The sequence below is a fragment of the Acinetobacter sp. YH12086 genome (genome assembly GCF_013419345.1).
In the GTDB taxonomy this organism is placed as follows: Bacteria; Pseudomonadota; Gammaproteobacteria; order Pseudomonadales; family Moraxellaceae; genus Acinetobacter; species Acinetobacter amyesii.
Genome location: NZ_VPAF01000001.1, coordinates 441,811 through 460,730, shown reverse-complemented (window position 1 = coordinate 460,730; position 18,920 = coordinate 441,811). Strand labels below are relative to the sequence as shown.

General features: G+C 40.3%; 15 protein-coding genes. 5 read left to right on the top strand and 10 right to left on the bottom strand.

Going from position 1 to position 18,920, the window contains the following annotated elements; genetic code table 11:
• Positions 1-12 precede the first annotated feature (12 nt).
• The gene (locus tag FTU29_RS02275; RefSeq protein ID WP_180120102.1) at positions 13-1,236 is read right to left on the bottom strand and encodes a phage/plasmid replication protein, II/X family; all 1,224 of its coding nucleotides are present in this window, start codon (positions 1,234-1,236) and stop codon (positions 13-15) included.
• A 114-nt stretch (positions 1,237-1,350) separates the two neighbouring features.
• Between FTU29_RS02275 and FTU29_RS02270 the strand changes: the two genes are divergently transcribed.
• Positions 1,351-1,554, top strand: coding sequence for a hypothetical protein (locus FTU29_RS02270; protein ID WP_180120100.1), 204 nt, complete (start codon positions 1,351-1,353; stop codon positions 1,552-1,554).
• A 624-nt stretch (positions 1,555-2,178) separates the two neighbouring features.
• On the opposite strand, the gene FTU29_RS02265 is transcribed toward FTU29_RS02270, so the two are convergent.
• The 7 genes from FTU29_RS02265 to FTU29_RS02235 all read right to left on the bottom strand — a co-directional run bounded on the left by FTU29_RS02265 (position 2,179) and on the right by FTU29_RS02235 (position 11,041).
• Positions 2,179-3,516 carry an MFS transporter gene (locus FTU29_RS02265; protein ID WP_180120098.1) on the bottom strand — a complete coding sequence of 446 codons (1,338 nt, stop codon included), beginning with the start codon at positions 3,514-3,516 and terminating at the stop codon, positions 2,179-2,181.
• Between the two features lie 202 nt (positions 3,517-3,718).
• Positions 3,719-4,744, bottom strand: coding sequence for an enoyl-CoA hydratase/isomerase family protein (locus FTU29_RS02260; protein WP_180106501.1), 1,026 nt, complete (start codon positions 4,742-4,744; stop codon positions 3,719-3,721).
• 23 nt (positions 4,745-4,767) lie between these two features.
• The gene (locus tag FTU29_RS02255; protein ID WP_180120096.1) at positions 4,768-5,541 is read right to left on the bottom strand and encodes an enoyl-CoA hydratase; all 774 of its coding nucleotides are present in this window, start codon (positions 5,539-5,541) and stop codon (positions 4,768-4,770) included.
• Between the two features lie 80 nt (positions 5,542-5,621).
• Positions 5,622-6,749, bottom strand: coding sequence for an acyl-CoA dehydrogenase family protein (locus FTU29_RS02250; RefSeq protein ID WP_180120094.1), 1,128 nt, complete (start codon positions 6,747-6,749; stop codon positions 5,622-5,624).
• A gap of 120 nt (positions 6,750-6,869) precedes the next feature.
• Positions 6,870-8,525: an AMP-binding protein gene (locus tag FTU29_RS02245; protein WP_180120092.1), complete on the bottom strand. Its 1,656-nt coding sequence runs from the start codon at positions 8,523-8,525 to the stop codon at positions 6,870-6,872.
• 89 nt (positions 8,526-8,614) lie between these two features.
• Positions 8,615-9,508 carry a 3-hydroxyisobutyrate dehydrogenase gene (mmsB, locus tag FTU29_RS02240; protein ID WP_180120090.1) on the bottom strand — a complete coding sequence of 298 codons (894 nt, stop codon included), beginning with the start codon at positions 9,506-9,508 and terminating at the stop codon, positions 8,615-8,617.
• A gap of 15 nt (positions 9,509-9,523) precedes the next feature.
• Positions 9,524-11,041 carry a CoA-acylating methylmalonate-semialdehyde dehydrogenase gene (locus FTU29_RS02235; RefSeq protein WP_180120088.1) on the bottom strand — a complete coding sequence of 506 codons (1,518 nt, stop codon included), beginning with the start codon at positions 11,039-11,041 and terminating at the stop codon, positions 9,524-9,526.
• Between the two features lie 163 nt (positions 11,042-11,204).
• On the opposite strand from FTU29_RS02235, the gene FTU29_RS02230 reads away from it, so the two are divergent.
• Positions 11,205-12,086: a LysR family transcriptional regulator gene (locus FTU29_RS02230; protein WP_078193328.1), complete on the top strand. Its 882-nt coding sequence runs from the start codon at positions 11,205-11,207 to the stop codon at positions 12,084-12,086.
• Between the two features lie 121 nt (positions 12,087-12,207).
• Positions 12,208-12,366, top strand: coding sequence for a hypothetical protein (locus FTU29_RS02225; RefSeq protein ID WP_168379604.1), 159 nt, complete (start codon positions 12,208-12,210; stop codon positions 12,364-12,366).
• A gap of 219 nt (positions 12,367-12,585) precedes the next feature.
• Here FTU29_RS02225 and FTU29_RS02220 read toward each other — a convergent pair whose 3' ends face one another.
• Positions 12,586-13,401, bottom strand: coding sequence for a hypothetical protein (locus FTU29_RS02220; protein WP_180120086.1), 816 nt, complete (start codon positions 13,399-13,401; stop codon positions 12,586-12,588).
• 197 nt (positions 13,402-13,598) lie between these two features.
• On the opposite strand from FTU29_RS02220, the gene FTU29_RS02215 reads away from it, so the two are divergent.
• Together FTU29_RS02215 and FTU29_RS02210 are read left to right on the top strand one after the other, a co-directional pair.
• Positions 13,599-15,023, top strand: coding sequence for a PLP-dependent aminotransferase family protein (locus FTU29_RS02215; protein WP_180120366.1), 1,425 nt, complete (start codon positions 13,599-13,601; stop codon positions 15,021-15,023).
• A gap of 120 nt (positions 15,024-15,143) precedes the next feature.
• Positions 15,144-16,580 (top strand): amidase, encoded by a 1,437-nt coding sequence (locus tag FTU29_RS02210; RefSeq protein WP_180120085.1) that lies wholly within the window; start codon positions 15,144-15,146, stop codon positions 16,578-16,580.
• 106 nt (positions 16,581-16,686) lie between these two features.
• On the opposite strand, the gene FTU29_RS02205 is transcribed toward FTU29_RS02210, so the two are convergent.
• Positions 16,687-18,816, bottom strand: a complete 2,130-nt coding sequence (locus FTU29_RS02205; RefSeq protein ID WP_180120083.1) for a TonB-dependent receptor domain-containing protein — start codon at positions 18,814-18,816, stop codon at positions 16,687-16,689.
• Between the last annotated feature and the right edge of the window lie 104 nt (positions 18,817-18,920).

Sequence of the window (18,920 nt, the reverse complement as noted above, 5' to 3'; positions counted from 1 at the left end):
TGATAACCTCTCTTAGGCAACTAAATGTAAGCCACGTTTTGGGCTGTATTGTGAAACTGGAATTTGATAGTCAGATGGCTGCTGATCGCACATCTTAAGTTCAAGCAAACGAACGAATGGAATGACTTTGCCGTTTGGATTTTTATTTAAATTCTGTAGGTGTGATTTACTAATATCGCAGTCTAAAAGTGAATTAACGCACTTATAAAATTGTGCTTCGCTATAAAGGTCTTTAGTAGCCTTTAAACCCATTTGACGAACCAATGAATAAAACTTCATTGCGTTGGTAGCTTTGGTATAACTTGGCTTACCAGTCTTGGTGTAAGTAACTAACTTGGACTTAAGCAAATCCAAGATTTCTCCATCAGATGAAAAATTCATATATTTGCCCTTCATTGTGTCTAAGATCGGGTCGAAAGCTACGTGCCAGAGTCGTAGCAATAATTCTGGCTGTTCATGTTGCAAATTAATAAGCTGAAATAAATTAGACGGATAACCGTTTTTAGTTAGATAGGTCTTACAAATACGTCCTTCCATACGGACTACAGCATTAGAAAAAGGTAAAGCATCGTGCATTGCACAAACTAAAGCTTTAGAGCGCATACAGCCTTTGTCTGCTTGCTTTTGGATTTTATTTAATTGGCTTTTTACTTCTTCAAATTTGCCATAAGCCTTTGGACGTACACTGGCACCATCATTACCCCAAGTGATGTAATTTTCATATTTCACTTGGCGAGCCTTACGATGACCAGATGCAAGATTTGCCATGTAATCCAAAACAGGTTGAACCATGTTCTGATGTGGCAATCTAAAAAGATAAGTCGTGTCTAAACAAAGAACTTCTGTTTTATCTACATCAAGAATTGGCGCTAATTTAGGAAATGCTTCAAGCAACATGCCAAGCATGTGAAATGCACCAAGTTCAATTGAGTCAAAACCATAAACATTGTGCCCTTGGAGAAGCTTTAGTGGAGATGCTTTTATCTCAACATAAGGCACAGTGTTCATCGTATTTGTATAAAACTTTACAGCCATATCAGTAAAGTCTGATGGAATGGCTTCATAAGGATGGTACAAGTCCCCTGTTATGGTCTGTCCATCATCGGTCTTACTAACATGACGAGTTGCAGCAGGAATTCCAAAGTCGCGAATATCACCATTAAATTGATGGTGATTGTCAAAACTACGCACATGCGTAGGAATGACTGGAATCGCTAAACGGAGGAAATCGAGCATATGAAATCACATATTCATAAATCACTTTTAACACATAAAAACATAAATCACATATGTATTCAAGCACAAATCACAAATTCATTTAGAATTAAGTGATTTTAAAAGGATTATCAAATGGCTAAGACATTTCGATTTACAGATGAAGAAGAACAGGCACTAAATGAAGTAGCCTTAAAACTGAATAGAGATTTAGTTAAAGCTGGCAAAAAGCCATTAAGAGACACAGAAATATTTCATGAGATCATCAAACAAACTTTGCTTGATGGAATAATTGAAGTAACTAGAGACGGGAATGTAAAAGTAGAAACAAAAAACTAAATATATTGTTTATTATTTAATCAATATAATTAGTTAATAAGAAATATTCTCAATAACTCTGGAAGCTCCGTTATATATAGCTCATAGAGCGAATTGCAAAAAACTTTCGAGAGTCAGGCACACTATTAGACAGTAGTGTGCCTCCTCAAAAACGATCAAAAAAAGAACTCAAATGTCCTTCTTCCTCCGCCTCCTGTCTCAGTCCTCATGCTTCGTCCTCGTCGTCGTTGTCGTCAGAAAGACTGATTTCGTATAATGCGGATTGATGTTAAATGCACTTCTCTGCCCTCTGCGATCCTAGCAACATTGACAAATAAAAAGCCCACTGGAGAGAATTTACCAATGGGCTTTTTATTTATAGCAATGTGAAGTGCAAGTAACATAATCACGGCTACATTATACGAAATGCTTCAACTTTATTTACAAAGATGATAATTCACAGCTCTTGCACATAAACCGTATTCAAATTGCTATGTTCCTAAGCTACGCTAAAAATAAATTTGTTCTGGCACAATCCTTAAACAAAAAAAAGCCATAACAACGATTGCTATGGCTAAATCACATGTATTTCTATAGTTGAAATTCTGAATTTTAAATCAATCAATTGTTTTACTGATTGTTGATTTAGGAAGATTTGATTTCCTCACTGCTAAATGCATTTTCCTTTCGCTCTATTTGATCCGGCTTTAAGAATGATGATGCAATAATCGCAATCACTGCAAAGCCTGAAATATAGGCAATAATTAAATTTGGGCTTCCATCACCAATACTTAGCAATTTTGTCGCGATTAATGGTGCTAAACCGCCACCTAGCACGCCTGCAAATTGAACTGAGATTGAAATACCGCTATAACGTATTTCTGCTGGAAATTGGCGTGAAAATAACTGTGACTGCGGCGCATACATCAAAGGAAAAACCACGCCAATACCAATCACAATGGCCGTCCAAACCAATACAGGATCCTTGGTATTTAACATCGCAAAAAATGGATAGCTATATAAAGCCAGTACACATAAACCAAATCTAAACATGTTTTTTTGCCCAACTTTATCAGACAAATGTCCAAAAATTGGCGTAATAACCATGATGACTGCAGCACCACAAATCGTTGCAAACAAGATATCTTGTCGAGGAATGTTTAACTGTGTGGTGGTATAAGCTAAAGCAAATGTCGATGCCAAATAGAACCAAGCATTTTCAGCAGCTCGAGATAAAATAATCGTAATCAACTGCTTAGGATGATTTTTAAACACTTGTTTTGCTGGAACTTTAATTGATTTGGTTTGAGCTTTAACTTTTTCAAAGTCTGGTGATTCAGGTACTTTTACACGAATATACCAACCTACAGCCAGTAAAATAATGCTGGCTAAAAATGGTAGACGCCAACCCCAGCTAAATAACGCTTCTTCAGGTAACATTGAGACTAGACCTAAAGCCACCGAAGCGAGCAATAAACCACCACCTGTACTGGCTTGCGGCAAACTTCCCCAAAAGCCTTTTTTACCCGCTGGCGCATGCTCTACCGCCATGAGGACTGCTCCGCCCCATTCTCCACCCATGGCCATGCCTTGTATAAATCTTAAAATAATTAAACAAACCGTTGCCCAATAACCAATGGTTTCAAATGTCGGTAACAACCCAATCATCACCGTTGGAATACCCATCAACATTAGTGTGACCAATAACATTGATTTACGACCAATTTTATCGCCAAAATGGCCAAAAACAATGCCACCAAGTGGTCGACCAATAAAGCCTACAGCATAGGTAGCAAATGCTGCCAATACGCCAGTTAAGGGATCAAGATTTGGGAAAAAAAGTCGATTGAAAATGAGTGCTGCGGCAGCACCATAGATAAAAAAGTCATACCATTCGATGGTTGTACCCACCATGCTGGAAATACCCGCTAAACGATGCGAGGACTTAGCTGGTGGAGCTGTGTTTCCCTGTACATTTTGCATTGTTATCTTCCTTATTCTGCAAGATATTTCTACGTTGCATTTTCACGATGCTTGATTTGTATGATGATTTTCTTCATGAAAATCAATATTTTTAGATCTTATATGTGTTTAATTTACGCTGAGTCACTGGTTCATATCGAACATAAAATCAAATATGAATATTGACCAAGGGTTTGAACCGTTAAAAATATAAACCTACTGATTAAATAGATATTTCCTCCATTATTTTGTCTAAAGTCGGACTAGACTGTTGCCACTTTGGCTGTTTGTCTTTATCCACAATTAATGCGCGAACACCTTCGACAATATCGCCATGTTGAAACCAAACATCTTGCAAATGTCGTTCAATTTGCATGCATTGCTTTAGAGAAAGCCCACGACCTAAATGCTGTAGTTGTAAACTGATCCTTTTCGCGATTGGAGAGCGTTGTTCCAAGGTATTGCGTATTTTTAACGCCCACACTTGAGCATCATTATGCTGTTCATTTTCAAGACTATTTTCAATCGCATCAATGCTCTCAAAACCAAAATGCTTACGAATTAAATCTGCATTTTGACTAAGTTCACTTTCCGCTGGTCGAGTAATATATTTCGCAATCAATTGTTCAATATTTTCCTTACTTAGTTGCTTAGAATTTCTTAAATCTTCTTCTAATTGAACAAGTTGCTCACTCGGAACATGGTAGTCAATCAAATCTAGGTATAACGCATCGCTGGCACTGATTTGATCGCCCGTAGTTGCCATGTACACACCAATATCATCCAAACGTGATAAAAAATGTGTCGCAGCCACATCTGGGAAAAATCCAATGGCAGTTTCAGGCATGGCAAATCTAGATTTTTCGCTACTCACAAGCACATGACATGCTTGCGCTAAGCCAAATCCACCGCCAAGTACATAGCCATCGAGTATGACAATAATGGGTTTTTCATACGCACGAATGGTATTCAGCATTTCATATTCAGCTTGAAAATAAGCTTGATGATCTTCTCTACCATTCATATAACTATCATAGAGATAGCGAATATCTCCACCTGCACAAAATGCTTTGGGACTATTTGAGCGAATAAGTACGGCATGAATATTGGTTTGATCAGCCCATAGTGCTAATTGCTGTTGAATTCCTTGGATCATTTCCAAAGACAAGGCATTTAAACTTGCCACGCGATCTAAGCTGATTTGGCCTAAATGTCCATGTTCTTCAATCATTAAGTTATTTGTACTCATATCCGTATCATCCTTTTTTATTTTTAATTGTTTTTAAAATTGGCTTGGCCCTTTTCAACAAATGCTTGCATGCCTTCTTTTTGGTCTTGAGTTGCAAAAATCGAATGGAATGTTCTGCGTTCAAAACGTAAACCTTCTTGCAAACTGACTTCAAATGCACGGTTAATTGACTCTTTGATCATCATGGTTGCGACTACAGATTTTTCGGCTATTTTTTCAGCAGCTTTTAAGGTTTTTTCGACCAACTCCTCTTTAGGGAAGACTTGAGCAACTAAACCACTCTGCTCTGCTTCTACTGCGCCCATTTGTCTCGCAGTCAGACACATTTCCATGGCTTTGGCCTTACCTATAGCAAGCGTTAAGCGCTGTGTCCCACCTATCCCTGGGATTACTCCTAATGTCACTTCTGGTAAACCGAATTTTGCATTGTCGGCACAGTAAATAAAGTCGCACATGAGTGCTAACTCACAGCCTCCACCTAACGCATAACCACTGACAGCTGCGATTAGAGGTTTACGGCGCTGAGCAATTCGATCTGCCAGATGAAAAAAATCATCCAAATAAATATTCGGAAAACTCAGTTCAGCCATTTCTTTAATATCTGCACCAGCGGCAAAGGCTTTTTCTGAACCTGTAATAACCATACAACCGATGGTTAGATCTCGATCTAGATCATCCAAGGCAGAATTAAGGTCTTGAATTAATGTACTATTTAACGCATTTAAGGCCTGAGGACGATTTAAAGTAATGAGTCCAACACCCTTGTTCTTTTCAAGCAGAATCGTTTCAAATTGCATGTAATATCCCTATATATGTTCAATATTTATAAGTAGGCTTCGTCTGAAGCCTTGTCGTTTTAAATGTCTTAAAGACAACGTTATAAGCTGCGGGCAATCACTAAACGTTGGATATCACTCGTACCTTCATAGATTTGGCAAATACGTGCATCACGATAAATACGCTCTATAGGGAAATCTTTGAGATAGCCATAACCACCAAAGACTTGTAATGCTGCGGAGCAAACACGCTCAGCCATTTCAGATGAAAAAAGCTTGGCCATAGACGCTTCATTTAAACAAGGTTGTCCTGCTTCTTTTAAACGTGCCGCGTGATAGACCAATTGGCGTGCAGCTTCTATTTCTGTTGCCATACTTGCCAATCGGAACGCAACTGCCTGATGTTCAAAGATCGGCTTTCCAAAAGTAATACGCTCTTTGGCATATCGGGTTGCTTCTTCTAATGCTGCTCGTGCAAGACCAACCGCTTGCGCCGCTATACCAATACGACCGCCTTCTAGATTTGATAAGGCGATTTTCAAACCTTCACCTTCTTTTCCTAACATTAGGCTTTCATGCACTCGCACGTCTGTGAGTGCGATTTGGCAGGTATCTGAGGCATGTAATCCAAGCTTTTCTTCAGTACGAATCACTTCATAACCAGGTGTTTCTCTTGGGACAATAAAAGCACTCATGCCTTTTTTCCCTGCACTTGGATCAGTCACAGCAAAGACAATAATGACCCCTGCATTATGACCAGAGGTAATAAACTGCTTAGCACCATTAATCACCCATTCATTGCCATCTTTAACTGCACGAGTTTTAATGGCAGCAGCATCTGAACCTGTATGCGGCTCAGTTAATGCAAATGCACCGATCATTTTGCCTTGTGCTAAAGGCACTAAATATTTCTGCTTTTGTTCTTCTGTGCCAAATTTAGCAATAGGAACACAGCCTACAGAGTTATGTACACTCATAATGGTTGAGGTTGCCCCATCGGCCACGGCAATCTCTTCTAAAGCCATAACATAAGCAAGATTACCTGTGTCTGAACCACCCCATTCATCTGATACCAGCATGCCCAATAAACCCAGTTCACCCATCTGCGCTAAAGCCGCTTTGGGAAAGGTACCGTTTTTATCCCATTCAGCCGCTTGAGGTTTAATTTGTTCCTGTGCGAAACTGCGTGCCATGTCCTGAATTAATAATTGTTCTTCGGTAAATTGCATCTTATCTTCCTGTACATCAATCAATTGCTTTCATCCAGTTTGAAAATGACTAGAATTGAATGAAAGCTTGATTTTGATCCTGATTGTTCGGCATTAATTAAGGGTTAATCGTTGCGTCTTTTAACTTGCATGCTGCGTAGATTGTTTTGCAATCTCTTGATTTCTTAATAAGAAGCGCTGAATTTTTCCGCTTGGAGTTTTCGGTAGTTCTTGAACGAACTCCACCAATCGTGGATAAGCATGTGCAGATAGGCGCTTTTTCACAAATTGCCCCAGCTGCTCCGCTAATTCTTCTGACGCTGTGACATGCTCAGCTAAAATCACAAAAGCTTTTACGATTTCTGTCCGATCTGGATCAGGCACACCAATGACCGCAGCTTCAATCACTGCATCATGCTCAAGTAAAGCGCTTTCTACATCGAATGGCCCGATACGGTAACCGGATGTTGTAATCACATCATCATTACGACCAACGAAGCTCATACTGCCATCTGCGTGTAATTCTGCGGTATCACCCGTGAGGTAATAATGCTTTACAAAGGGTGACTTACGACTTTCTTTATAGCCACCAAACCACATCATCGGTGATTGACTGATATCGACGGCAAGCACTCCCGGCGTTCCTGCAGCTAGCTCTTGCCCTTGTTCATCAACAACCGCCACGCGATATCCCGGACTGGCATAACCTGCGACACCTGCGCGAATATCATGTTGTAAGCCATGATGATTACACACCACCATACCAACTTCAGTCTGACCATAATGGTCAAAGATCGGTGCATCTAAAACTTGTTTAAACCAGCGGAACACTTCAGGGTTAAGCGGTTCACCAGCGCTACTGACGACTCGAAATTTCCCTTTGAGTTTTGCCATTTGTTCAGGATCAGCTGCCATCATCATCCGATACGCTGTCGGTGCGCCTGCAAGGTTCGTCACCTTGTAGTCATCTACGATCTGACACAAACTATCAATGCTAAAACCACCTTCGTAAAAGAGTGTTGCATGTCCCAGTAAAAGTGGCCCAGTGATTCCGTAATACAAACCATAAGCCCAACCCGGATCGGCAATATTCCAAAACGAATCATCTTCACGTAGCCCTACCGCATTTTTCATATATTGACCAAAAGCGATTAAGGCTTTGAGCGGGACTTCTAAAGGTTTTGCGGGACCTGTAGTACCTGAAGTAAACATCAAAAGAAATGGATCATTGATGCTCTGTAGGACAATTTCACAATCTGTAGACTGTGCTTTGACTTCATCCCAAAAGTTTAAATCCCCCAGTTGAATCCCTTGATCCGCTGGATCTGCAACAGTAACGATTTGGGGACAATGTGCAACTTCATCTAATTTACTGAGATTACCCACATCACTGATCACCAATTTGCTTTGTGCAAGGTGTAAACGATGTTCAATGGCTTTGGGGCCAAAGGCGGTAAATAGCGGTTGATATACAGCACCTATTCGCCAAGCCCCTAAAATCACCACAAGTAATTCAACTGTACGGGGTAATAAACCCGATACACGATCACCTTTTTGCACACCCTGTGACTTTAAAAAATTGGCAAATTGGCTAGACCACTGTTGCAGCTCTGCAAAGGTATATTGTTCTTTCCGTCCATCTTTGCCTTGCCAATACAGTGCAACCTTATCTTGATCAATCGCATGACGGTCGCAGCATTCATAACATGCATTTAATTGCTCTAAAGAGCCTGATAGCATTTCTTTGGCAGCATGATTTAAGTCAAATGCCTTTGCAACATCTTGATAATTCGACATCTTCTCTACCTCAGTCTCAATTTATTGTTATTCCGACACGAGTGTTTATATTGTTAGCCATCCCTAGGCTAGATTGGTGTTCAAAACGATTATTCAGCGTCCTTAGGTAAGTATTGTTGCACAATGCTGGAAAAATCTAAGTGTGCATTACCTTGTAAACACAGCTGTTGATACATTTGCTGAACCAATCCGCCTAAAATAATTGGCTGTTTGACTTGTCCTGCGGCTTCTACAGCTAATCCTAGATCTTTCAACATCAACTGCGTTGCAAAACCATCGGTATAGCCACGTCCCGCAGGTGCATTTGCTGAGATACCCGGCCATGGATTACATACATCCGAACTCCAGCAACGTCCGCTCGAACTATTCACCACACCTGCTAAGGCTTGAGGATCAATCCCCAGACGCGCACCGAGCGCCATACCTTCAGCAACGGCTGCCATGGAAATACCAAGAATCAAGTTATTGCAAATTTTCGCAATTTGACCTGCACCCACATCACCACAATGCACAATGTTTTTACCCATGTGGCCCAATACCGCTTTGGTTTTTTCAAAGGTTTGATCATCCGAACCGACCATAAAGGTTAATGTACCTGCCTGAGCACCAATAGTGCCGCCTGAAACAGGTGCATCACAGATTTTTATCTGATGTGCAGCACCTGCCTCGGCTATGTCCTTAATGGTTTGCGGATCAATGGTACTGCTATCGATACATAAGCTTCCTGCTTTCATTACCGCCAATACACCATTTTCTCCCAAGTACACCTCTTTGACATGCTTGGCAGCAGGCAACATGCTAATCACGACATCTGCTTGCTTCGCGGCATCTTGTGGGCTGTGGCAAACAATGCCACCTGCTTCAGTAAAATGCTGAATCGCAATTTCGCTTAAGTCGAAACCGTAAACCGTAAAACCTGCTTTGAGTAGGTTTTGGGCCATTTTTCCGCCCATGTTTCCTAAACCGATAAAGGCAATATTCATCCTTGAACTCCTAAATTAACGTAGGTTAATGGTGGTATTCACTTCACCTTTTTCTTGTGTATCTTCGAACCAACGACTGGTGATGGTTTTGGTTTGTGTATAGAACTGAACTGCTTGCTTACCATATGGACCTAAGTCACCCAGTTTTGAACCACGCGATCCTGTAAAGCTAAAGAAAGGTACAGGTACAGGAATTGGAATATTGATACCCACTTGACCAATATCGATATCGCTTTGGAATGTACGAGCCACTGCACCGCTTTGTGTAAATAGTCCAACACCGTTGCCAAATGGATTGGCATTAATTAATTCAATCGCCTGCTCTAACGTATCGACATGAATAATGGCTAATACGGGTCCAAAGATCTCTTCGGTATAGATACGCATATCAGTTGAAACTTGATTAAAAATCGTTGCTCCGACAAAGTTTCCTTGCTCATAGCCGATGACTTGAACATCACGACCATCCAGCAGCAACTCCGCACCTTGCTCTACACCGCTTTGAATTAAATCCAGTACACGTGCTTTTGCGCGAGGTGAAATAACTGGGCCAATATCGGTATTCGGCTCATGCCCTGCATTGACCTTCAGCGTTTTGGCTTTTTCAACCAGTTCATTGACCCATTCTTTACTTTCACCAACCATGACAGCAACCGACAAAGCCATACAACGCTGACCTGCCGCACCGAATGCTGCACCAACGAGGGCATTTAAAGTTTGTTCTTTATTGGCATCCGGCATTACCACCACATGGTTTTTGGCCCCCATCATCGACTGCACACGTTTTCCATGCTGTCCTGCAAGGTTATATACATGTGTACCAACGGCTGTAGAGCCTACAAATGAAATGGCCTTAATAGCTTGATGTGTGCATAAACGATCAACAACGTCTTTACCACCATGCACTACGTTTAATACACCTGCTGGAATACCGGCTTCAATCGCAAGTTCGACAAGCATCATGGTCGACAATGGATCTTGTTCAGATGGCTTTAAAACAAAGGTATTTCCACAGACGATGGCCATTGGGAACATCCACAGTGGAATCATCGCAGGAAAGTTAAATGGCGTAATTCCTGCACATACACCCAAAGGTTGCTGCAAAGTATAGGTATCCACACCACGTGCAACACCTTCTATATATTCACCCATTTGAAGTGTGCCAACCGAACACGCATGCTCAACGACTTCTAAACCACGTTGAATATCACCTTCAGCATCTGCAAGTGTCTTTCCTTGCTCAGCAGTCAGTACACGGGCAATGTCTTTCATATTGCTACGGATGAGATCTTGTAGCTTCAGCATAATGCGCATACGTGCTTGTACGGGTGTTAAGCGCCAAGTTTTAAAAGCCTCGTGCGCTGAAGCAATCGCTGCATCCACTTCTTCCATAGTCGCCATTGGAACACGACCTAAAACCTCTTGAGTTGCAGGATTTAAAATGTCTTGCCACTCTGTAGTGTTTGACTCTACAAATTTACCGTTAATTAATAATTTAGCCGTCGCTGACTGAATATTTGACATTGTGTTCATGACCTCTCCATAGGCACTTATTGTTTTGTACTGACTTAGAAAATATCCAAAAGCCTTATATTTATATTTTCCAATTCACTTCAAACTAGCAAAGAAAATTTTGACTACCAATAGAGATTCACGCACGATTGATGTGCAAATATGCACAGGGATGACAATAACAATGAAAGTAGACTGGGATCATTTACAGTATTTTTTGGTTTTGGCTCGTGCGAAAACCCTAACCAATACCGCCCGTATTATCGGTGTTGAGCACAGTACGGTTTCTCGACGTATACATGCGCTAGAACTGGCTTTAGGCACACCATTATTTAAACGTGAAGCCACAGGTTATGAGCTCACTTTAGAAGGTTTGGCACTGGTTCCTCGCGTTGAACAAATGGAACAGGCTTTTTTACAAATCGAAAAACCTAACCAACCTATGCAAGGTCGTGTGCGAATTGGCACACCCGAAGGGTTTGGAACAGCATTTTTGACACAGCTCTTGGCAGAATTGTCCAAAAAATACCCTCTATTGACTATCGACCTTATTCCTGTCCCGAAAATGATCAAACTTTCACATCGTGAAGCAGATATTGTTATTTCCATCGATCGACCGAAATCAGGACCTTATATTATTACTCGACTGGCAGACTATTGTTTAAAGATTTATGGCAGTAAAGAATACTTAAAAAACACGCAACCCATTCATACATTAGAAGATTTAAAATCACACACTTTTGTGAACTATATAGATGATCTAGTCTATAGCCCCGAACTGTATTGTTTAGAGCGCTTACCTATTCAGCTCAATGCCAACTTTAGAAGTAGTAGTATTTTGGCACAACAAATTGCCGTGAGTGCGGGTGCAGGATTGGCAATATTGCCCAAATTTTTGGCCGAGGAAAAACCCGAATTAGAACAAGTCTTGGCACAAGATGTTCGTTTTGTGCATACCTTTTGGATGCTGACCTTAGTCGATTTACAGCATGAGCCGCGTATTAAACTGGTTTGGGACTTTTTGAGAAAAAGAACCGACCAATATCATAGTTTATTAATGGATTAAGTCAGGATGGCTTCTTCCAAACTATAACTGTTATAGAAATTTAGATGAATGTTGTATCTATGCTTTCAAGCGATATACCCCAATAATCACCTATAACCACTAGGGATTTAGAGTACATCTTATGAGCAATCAAGAGCCTAAAAAACCGCAAAAATATGCAGACAGTGAAATTTCAGATAAGGCCTTTAAACGTGCCATTATTTGGTTCTCTATCTATGTGCTTTTATTCTGTATTGGTGTAGCGTTTGTCGTTGGTGCAGATAATTCTTATCTACCTTAAGCGATAATCTATTCGCTTATTGCAACTCGCTATTACATGTTCATCTTACATTTCATGTTCGCTCATGATCAGTTCATAAAGTATTAATCGGATCATTAGGCCAAATAAATTGGTTTAAATTTGAATTTAAAAAAAGCTTGTAAGTCTAGATTTACAAGCTTTTTGCATTTTTAAAGTGATCAATTCACAGCTATAAACTTAATTAGTCATCTTTATCGCTTATGCAGGACTCTGTTTTTTAACTTGGTGCTGAAGATGCGTTTGAATGTATTCACCGTAGACCGACATTTTTTCAAAGATATGCTCTGAATAAAACATGTCTTCTACCAAGACTTGCGCACGGTCAAATTCATATAAACCTAATCGTTGTAAAATTTTCGCATTGATAAATGAAAACTTTTGGCATAAATCGATATATTGCTGATCTTTGTCTTTAAATAGCAGCTTTAACATATTGATTTTATTTAGATCAAAATCAATCGGTTCAGCTTTATCCGCCAAGACATAGATTTCAACATCTAAAAATTCAGTGAGCTGTTTTAATTTTTCTAAGTCGATATCTAGATGTGTAATACAAATGATTTTGGAAACTTTCGGATTACATAAGCTATTGATCAAACTAAAATAGAAGTATTCTGCTGGCGATAGCTGTTCATTATGTAGCTCAATGTAGACATTTAGTCCCGATAAAACATCATCAACTTTAAATGCGCTAAGTTTGGCCTCAGCATGATAATAACGATTTAATATCGCAACATTTTCAGGACTTTGCGGTGTAGCGTAGATCACCTTCTGATTCAAATTCGCCAGGATAAATGGTGCAAATAAAAAAGCCGCATTTTCAGCCTTGGCTTGCATATGCTCCTGACAAATACTGACATAGCCCACTTGCTGTACTTGGCGCAAAATTCGACTGCGTAACAGCACCGCTTCTAAATTTGTATGTTGTTGTTGCAACAGATGCAGCGTTGAATCTGTCAATGGAACATCCACCAGTAAATGTTGTAACAGTTCTAATTCACTGGCTTTAAACATATTCAACTCCCTAACTTCCATACCATTTGACGCCACAAGTGTTGTGGTCAATGCACCTTATAAAAAATTCAAACTTAAAACTAGATACAGTGATTTTGAAAAAACTTATAACAGTACAGACTCATCTGTTATAAAAATATAATGTACAACTAATTTTACTGATATATTTATAACAGAATCTTGTCTTGTTAATGACTATGTATAAATCGGAACAGCTTGCTCAGCACCTACGTCAACTGATTGAAAATGGCACTTTAAAAGCTCACGAAAAGCTCCCGTCTTTGCGTGAACAAGTGCAGTTGTCCGGCTTTAGTTTAATCACGGTCATGAATGCTTATCAGGAGTTAGAATCGCGTGGCTTAATCTATGCACGTGAAAAATCAGGCTACTATGTGGCGCAAGGCTTAGTCGAAATAGAGGCTGAACACGCTCAAATCGTGTCCTTAAACACTCCTGTTGAAATTAACTCTCTGGTATTTAAGTATTTAAAATCGATACAAGATGAAAAAATCGTTCCATTGGGATCAGCTTTTCCAGCTCAAGACATTGTTTTTTCTAAAAAGTTAACCCAAATCATGGGGCAAATTTCCCGAAATCCCAAAAGTTACGATGCCATTGATAATCTTCCACCCGGTAATTTAGCCCTTCGTAAGTTGATTGCACAGCGTTATTGCATGCAAGGCATTGCCACAGATCCAGAGGATATTGTGATTACCTCAGGCTGTATGGATGCACTGAATCTTTCCTTACAGGCCATTGCGTCACCGGGTGATTATATTGTGTTACAGCAAAATATTTTCTATGGCGCCTTGCAAGCTGCAGAGCGCTTAGGCCTTAAAGTGGTGACCTTACCGGAACATCCACAAGACGGTTTTGATTTAACCGCGTTTGAACATATTCTAAAAACTTATCCCGTCAAGATCTGTTGGTTGATGCTGAATTCGCATAATCCTGTGGGCTTTACTGTCAGTGATGAAATTAAGCAAAAAATTGCCGTGTTATTACACCAATATCATGTGCATTTAATTGAGGACGATGTGTATGAAGAAATGCATTATGCGTCTAAGAAACCCGTATCAATGAAATACTTTGACCAAAATAATATGGTCTTACATTGCTCATCTTTTTCTAAAACTTTGGGCGCTGCATTTCGGGTCGGTTGGGTGCACGCCGGTAAATACTCTCAAGCGATTCAACACTTACAGCTTATGAGCACTATTTCCGTCAATACCTTATTGCAAAATGCCTTGGTGGAATTTATTTCAAATTATCATTATGAAAAACATTTACGGGTCCTAAGAAAAAGTCTACAGCAACACAAATTACAGTTTTACCGTTATTTGGAATGCCGCCTACCGACTGGATGCAAATTACAATATCATCCATGTGGTTATTTTCTTTGGTTAAAATTACCGGAAAATGTTGAAAGTATGGCAGTCTATGAAGCCTTAATTCAACAGCAGATCGGCATTGCACCAGGCCGTTTATTTAATGTTGCGGAAGCCAAAACTCAATATATCCGTTTAAATTGTTCCTTTGCATGGAAGGATGAGATTCAACAGGCTTTAGATGCCCTCCTTAGTACAATCTCTGCACTTTCCTCAGATCAGACGAATATTTGACAATTTTTATTGTCATTATTATGCTCAAACAGATATTGTTCAAATACATATATTTGTTGTTGAGATAACAATGAATTCATTCAATATTTACCAAAATTCAAAAAACAAATAGGTTAGTTCATGGAAGATCAAAAACACAGTCAACGCATACATGCCTTTAGTTCGGATGTACTCACAGATCTAGATGCTGTGGGGATTGCACAGCTCATCAAATCTAAAGAAGCTTCTGTACAGGAAATAACACAAGCGGCCATTGCACGTGCGGAACAAGTCAATCCGCATCTAAATGCCATTGAACTGGACTGTTTTCAACGTGCTTTAGAGAAAAATCAATATGTTGAACATGGTCTATTTGCGGGCGTCCCTTTTTTCTTTAAAGATAATCTAGATTATCAAGGCTTGCCATCACGCCATGGTTCAAAGGCCATAGGTTCAAAACCAGCCGATCGTAATCCTCAAATTAGCCAACAAATCTTAGATCAAGGTTTTGTCGTATTAGGAAAATCTAAACTGCCTGAATTTGGTCTAAATGCCAGTACCGAATATAAAGATGGATCAGCCACCTATAACCCTTGGAATCTAAGTTATTCCTGCGGCGCATCTTCTGGCGGTTCCGCAGCTCTCGTTGCAGCCGGTGTAGTGCCGATTGCCCATGCCAATGATGGCGGTGGTTCGATTCGTATCCCTGCTGCATGCTGCGGTTTGATTGGATTAAAGCCTAGTCGTGGTCGTACTTATGACAGTGAAGCAGCAGGCTCTCTTCCGATTAATATCATCAGTGAAGGTGTCTTAACCCGTAGCATACGAGATACTGCGCATTTCTATGCAGGAATGGAGTCAAGTTATTACAATAAAAAGCTGCCACGCATAGGCATGATTCATGGCCCTTCTAAACGTCGACTACGCATCGGTTTAGTCCCGCAATCGATTACAGGGCAAATAGATAGCGAAACAACTGCAACATTAATGAATAGCGCAGCACTCTTAGAAAAATTAGGTCATCATGTTGAAGAACTTCAGTTACCTTTTTCCTTAAGCTTTGTTGAAGATTTCAGTGAATATTGGGGGATGTTGTCCTTTTTACTGAGTACCTTTGGCAAGAAAATCTTTGGCGCTGACTTTAATCCAAAAGAGTTAGATCACTTAACCGTTGGTTTATCGAAGTTGTATAAAAAGAACTTTTATAAAACCCCGCTATTTCTGTATCGATTAAAGAAAATGCAGCAACAATATCGTGAAATCTTTAAGCATTATGACGTTTTGCTATCGCCTGTACTTGCACATACCACACCTAAAATCGGCTATTTGTCACCTCAATTACCGTTTGACCAGTTATTTGAACGTATACAGAACTATGTGACTTTTACCCCTATCCAAAATGTGGTGGGTGCGCCGGGTATGTCGATTCCTATGGGAGAAACGCACAACGACGGACTACCGATCAGTATGCAAATATCAGCCGATGTCGGTGATGAAAAAACCTTGATCGAACTGGCATTTGAAATTGAAGAAGCTCAGCCATGGCGACGTATTCAAGATATACCTCGAACTGCTTAACAAACTAATCAAAGAGTAAAAAAAGGGAGCTGATTGGCTCCCTTTTTTTATTCAAATCCGCAGAATAAGGCTTTTTAATTGTTCGCTGTATTTAAATATAAGAGGCTTAATTAAAATGATACGTCAGTCCTGCATATACGGCCCGACCTTCACCCGGTGTTAAACGAGCAGGATCTTTGCCAGCATCGTTATAGCCCGGTGTCACGGTAGATGCATATTTTTTATTGGCTATATTTCTAAAATCCAACCACGCCATATATTGTTTTTGTGGTTGTATATAGCCGAACGATGCTCCCCAAATTTGCCAATCTTTTGCGTAGAAACTATTGGCATAGTCGGTTGCGACCTTTGCGGCATAAAGTGTATTCACCGCAGTATAAAAGCCTAAAGGATGTTCGTATTTAAGTTCAGCCTGATAGATGTGTTTCGGTATACCTGCAAGTTCATTTTTTCCAAATACCGCATCATTTTTATAGTGAAAATCATTCAAGGTATAGGCTTGTTTCAGTTGAACTTGTCCATATGTATCATTTTGCCAAAGTGAACTGTTTAAACCGAGTTCAAGCCCCTGATGGACGGTGTCCGAAGCATTCGATTCGGCAATAATCTTTTTAGGTTCTAATTGGATTTCAACAGCCAACAGTTCATTTTTAACCTGTGAATAGTAATATGCAATATTCCACTCACCCAGTGCATGTTGACCACGCCCACCTAGTTCAAGAGTATTCGCTGTCTGACTATTCAAATGAATCGGAGCACTTTGGCGTCCCGTCGCTGCGCCACTACCATCAGGGAAGTATTGATCCGAACCCCAAATTAAAGCCCATGGATGTGGTGCTTCTAAGCTTCGACTGACATTGGCAAAGAGCTGTGTTTCAGGTTGGATTTGATATCGAACGCCTAGCGATGGCAGGACATTCCATTCACGAATATTTTCTTTATGACTTTGCACAGGCCATGTCACTTCACTTTCACGATGGGTGTACGCCAATGCAACACGACTATCGAGCCAAAACTGTGGGTGTAGTGCCAAGGCGTTGGCATAATGTAAAACATAGTCACCACCTTGGTAGGTGTAATGCCGCGTTTCTGTACCCGCAGCATACGTGCCTTGCGCAACACGCAAGCGTTCAACGACCTGACCATCTGGCAAATGCGTGGTACTACGGAAACCTAAAGTATTTTGGCTTTCATGCTCCCATAGCATCCGGTCAAATCGGTAGTTAAATAAGGTGCTGATATCGTCATAGTCAACATCTGTACTATACAACCCTTCTTGCAAATCCATCGGATAATGATGATAAGCCAGACCCAACTGTAAACGATCGCCCGAGTCCAAAGTCATATTGGTTTTATTCGCCAACCAAAGACTTCCCGGCTGCGGACGATTATTATTCAGCGAGATATTTTGGGCTACTGCTTGTTTTGGATCTTGTTCAATCTGTTGTTGGGTTAGACGTCCCGGTGTTTGGTGTTTAGTTTCTCGGAAACGCAGATAAAAACGTGTATCAAGGTTAGGATTTATTTGATATCCCACATTGGCCGATATACCTTTACTCTGGCTTGAAGCATGATCTTGAAAACCGTCATCATCACTTTGCGTTAAGGAAAGATAATAATCTAAGTCACCAATTTGTTGTCCTGAATTGATTTCACTTTTTTGATAACCGTGGCTGCCCATTTCATGATGCACTGACAGTTTTGCTGCATTTTTTCCTGTTGGGCTTGCATAGTTAATTAGACCACCCAAGCTTAATGCGCCACGTGTTAAACCATTAGCCCCTCGTAAAACCTCTATATGGTCTACCCACAGCGGCTCAAGCAGTTCATAAGGTGTTCCTCCTGGCCCTGTAAATGGCAAATCATCTAAGGTCACATACAACCCTGAAGCATGCGCCCCCGGTGCACGATTGATCCCCGAGCCACGTATCGACAGTTTCACCCCTTCATTTCCTGAAGATGCCGCGTATATCCCCCGTTGATTTTTAAATAAATCAGCATTTGTTCGCTTGGGTACATCTTGAATGTCTGCTGCAACGATCGCATTGGTTGCACCATTTACTTTAGTCAGTGCTTTTTTTATTTGATCATCCATTGAACTTTGTTCAACGTTAATGGTGATTTCAGGTAATACATTGCTATCTGCAACACTATATTGTGCCATTGCAGTAAGCATCATCAGGCTTAAAAGCTTAAGTGACGTGTTGTTATATTTGGAAAATTGAGGGACATCCATGATTGCGTCTTCTAAGTGAAACGAATTTGACGGCAAGGATTGTAGTGTGTTTTATCATCATGTATGTATCAAAATATTTCAAAATTCATGATTTTTATCGATAT

Bases quoted from the DNA above. Each gene is read 5' to 3' on its own strand.
- FTU29_RS02210 (WP_180120085.1), top strand. From the start codon at position 15,144: ATGGAAGATCAAAAACACAGTCAACGCATACATGCCTTTAGTTCGGAT.
- FTU29_RS02260 (WP_180106501.1), bottom strand. From the start codon at position 4,744: ATGAGTACAAATAACTTAATGATTGAAGAACATGGACATTTAGGCCAA.
- FTU29_RS02245 (WP_180120092.1), bottom strand. From the start codon at position 8,525: ATGTCGAATTATCAAGATGTTGCAAAGGCATTTGACTTAAATCATGCT.
- FTU29_RS02235 (WP_180120088.1), bottom strand. From the start codon at position 11,041: ATGAACACAATGTCAAATATTCAGTCAGCGACGGCTAAATTATTAATT.
- FTU29_RS02270 (WP_180120100.1), top strand. From the start codon at position 1,351: ATGGCTAAGACATTTCGATTTACAGATGAAGAAGAACAGGCACTAAAT.
- FTU29_RS02220 (WP_180120086.1), bottom strand. From the start codon at position 13,401: ATGTTTAAAGCCAGTGAATTAGAACTGTTACAACATTTACTGGTGGAT.
- FTU29_RS02215 (WP_180120366.1), top strand. From the start codon at position 13,599: ATGTATAAATCGGAACAGCTTGCTCAGCACCTACGTCAACTGATTGAA.
- mmsB (WP_180120090.1), bottom strand. From the start codon at position 9,508: ATGAATATTGCCTTTATCGGTTTAGGAAACATGGGCGGAAAAATGGCC.
- FTU29_RS02265 (WP_180120098.1), bottom strand. From the start codon at position 3,516: ATGCAAAATGTACAGGGAAACACAGCTCCACCAGCTAAGTCCTCGCAT.
- FTU29_RS02275 (WP_180120102.1), bottom strand. From the start codon at position 1,236: ATGCTCGATTTCCTCCGTTTAGCGATTCCAGTCATTCCTACGCATGTG.
- FTU29_RS02205 (WP_180120083.1), bottom strand. From the start codon at position 18,816: ATGGATGTCCCTCAATTTTCCAAATATAACAACACGTCACTTAAGCTT.
- FTU29_RS02225 (WP_168379604.1), top strand. From the start codon at position 12,208: ATGAGCAATCAAGAGCCTAAAAAACCGCAAAAATATGCAGACAGTGAA.
- FTU29_RS02230 (WP_078193328.1), top strand. From the start codon at position 11,205: ATGAAAGTAGACTGGGATCATTTACAGTATTTTTTGGTTTTGGCTCGT.
- FTU29_RS02255 (WP_180120096.1), bottom strand. From the start codon at position 5,541: ATGCAATTTGAAACGATTCTGCTTGAAAAGAACAAGGGTGTTGGACTC.
- FTU29_RS02250 (WP_180120094.1), bottom strand. From the start codon at position 6,749: ATGCAATTTACCGAAGAACAATTATTAATTCAGGACATGGCACGCAGT.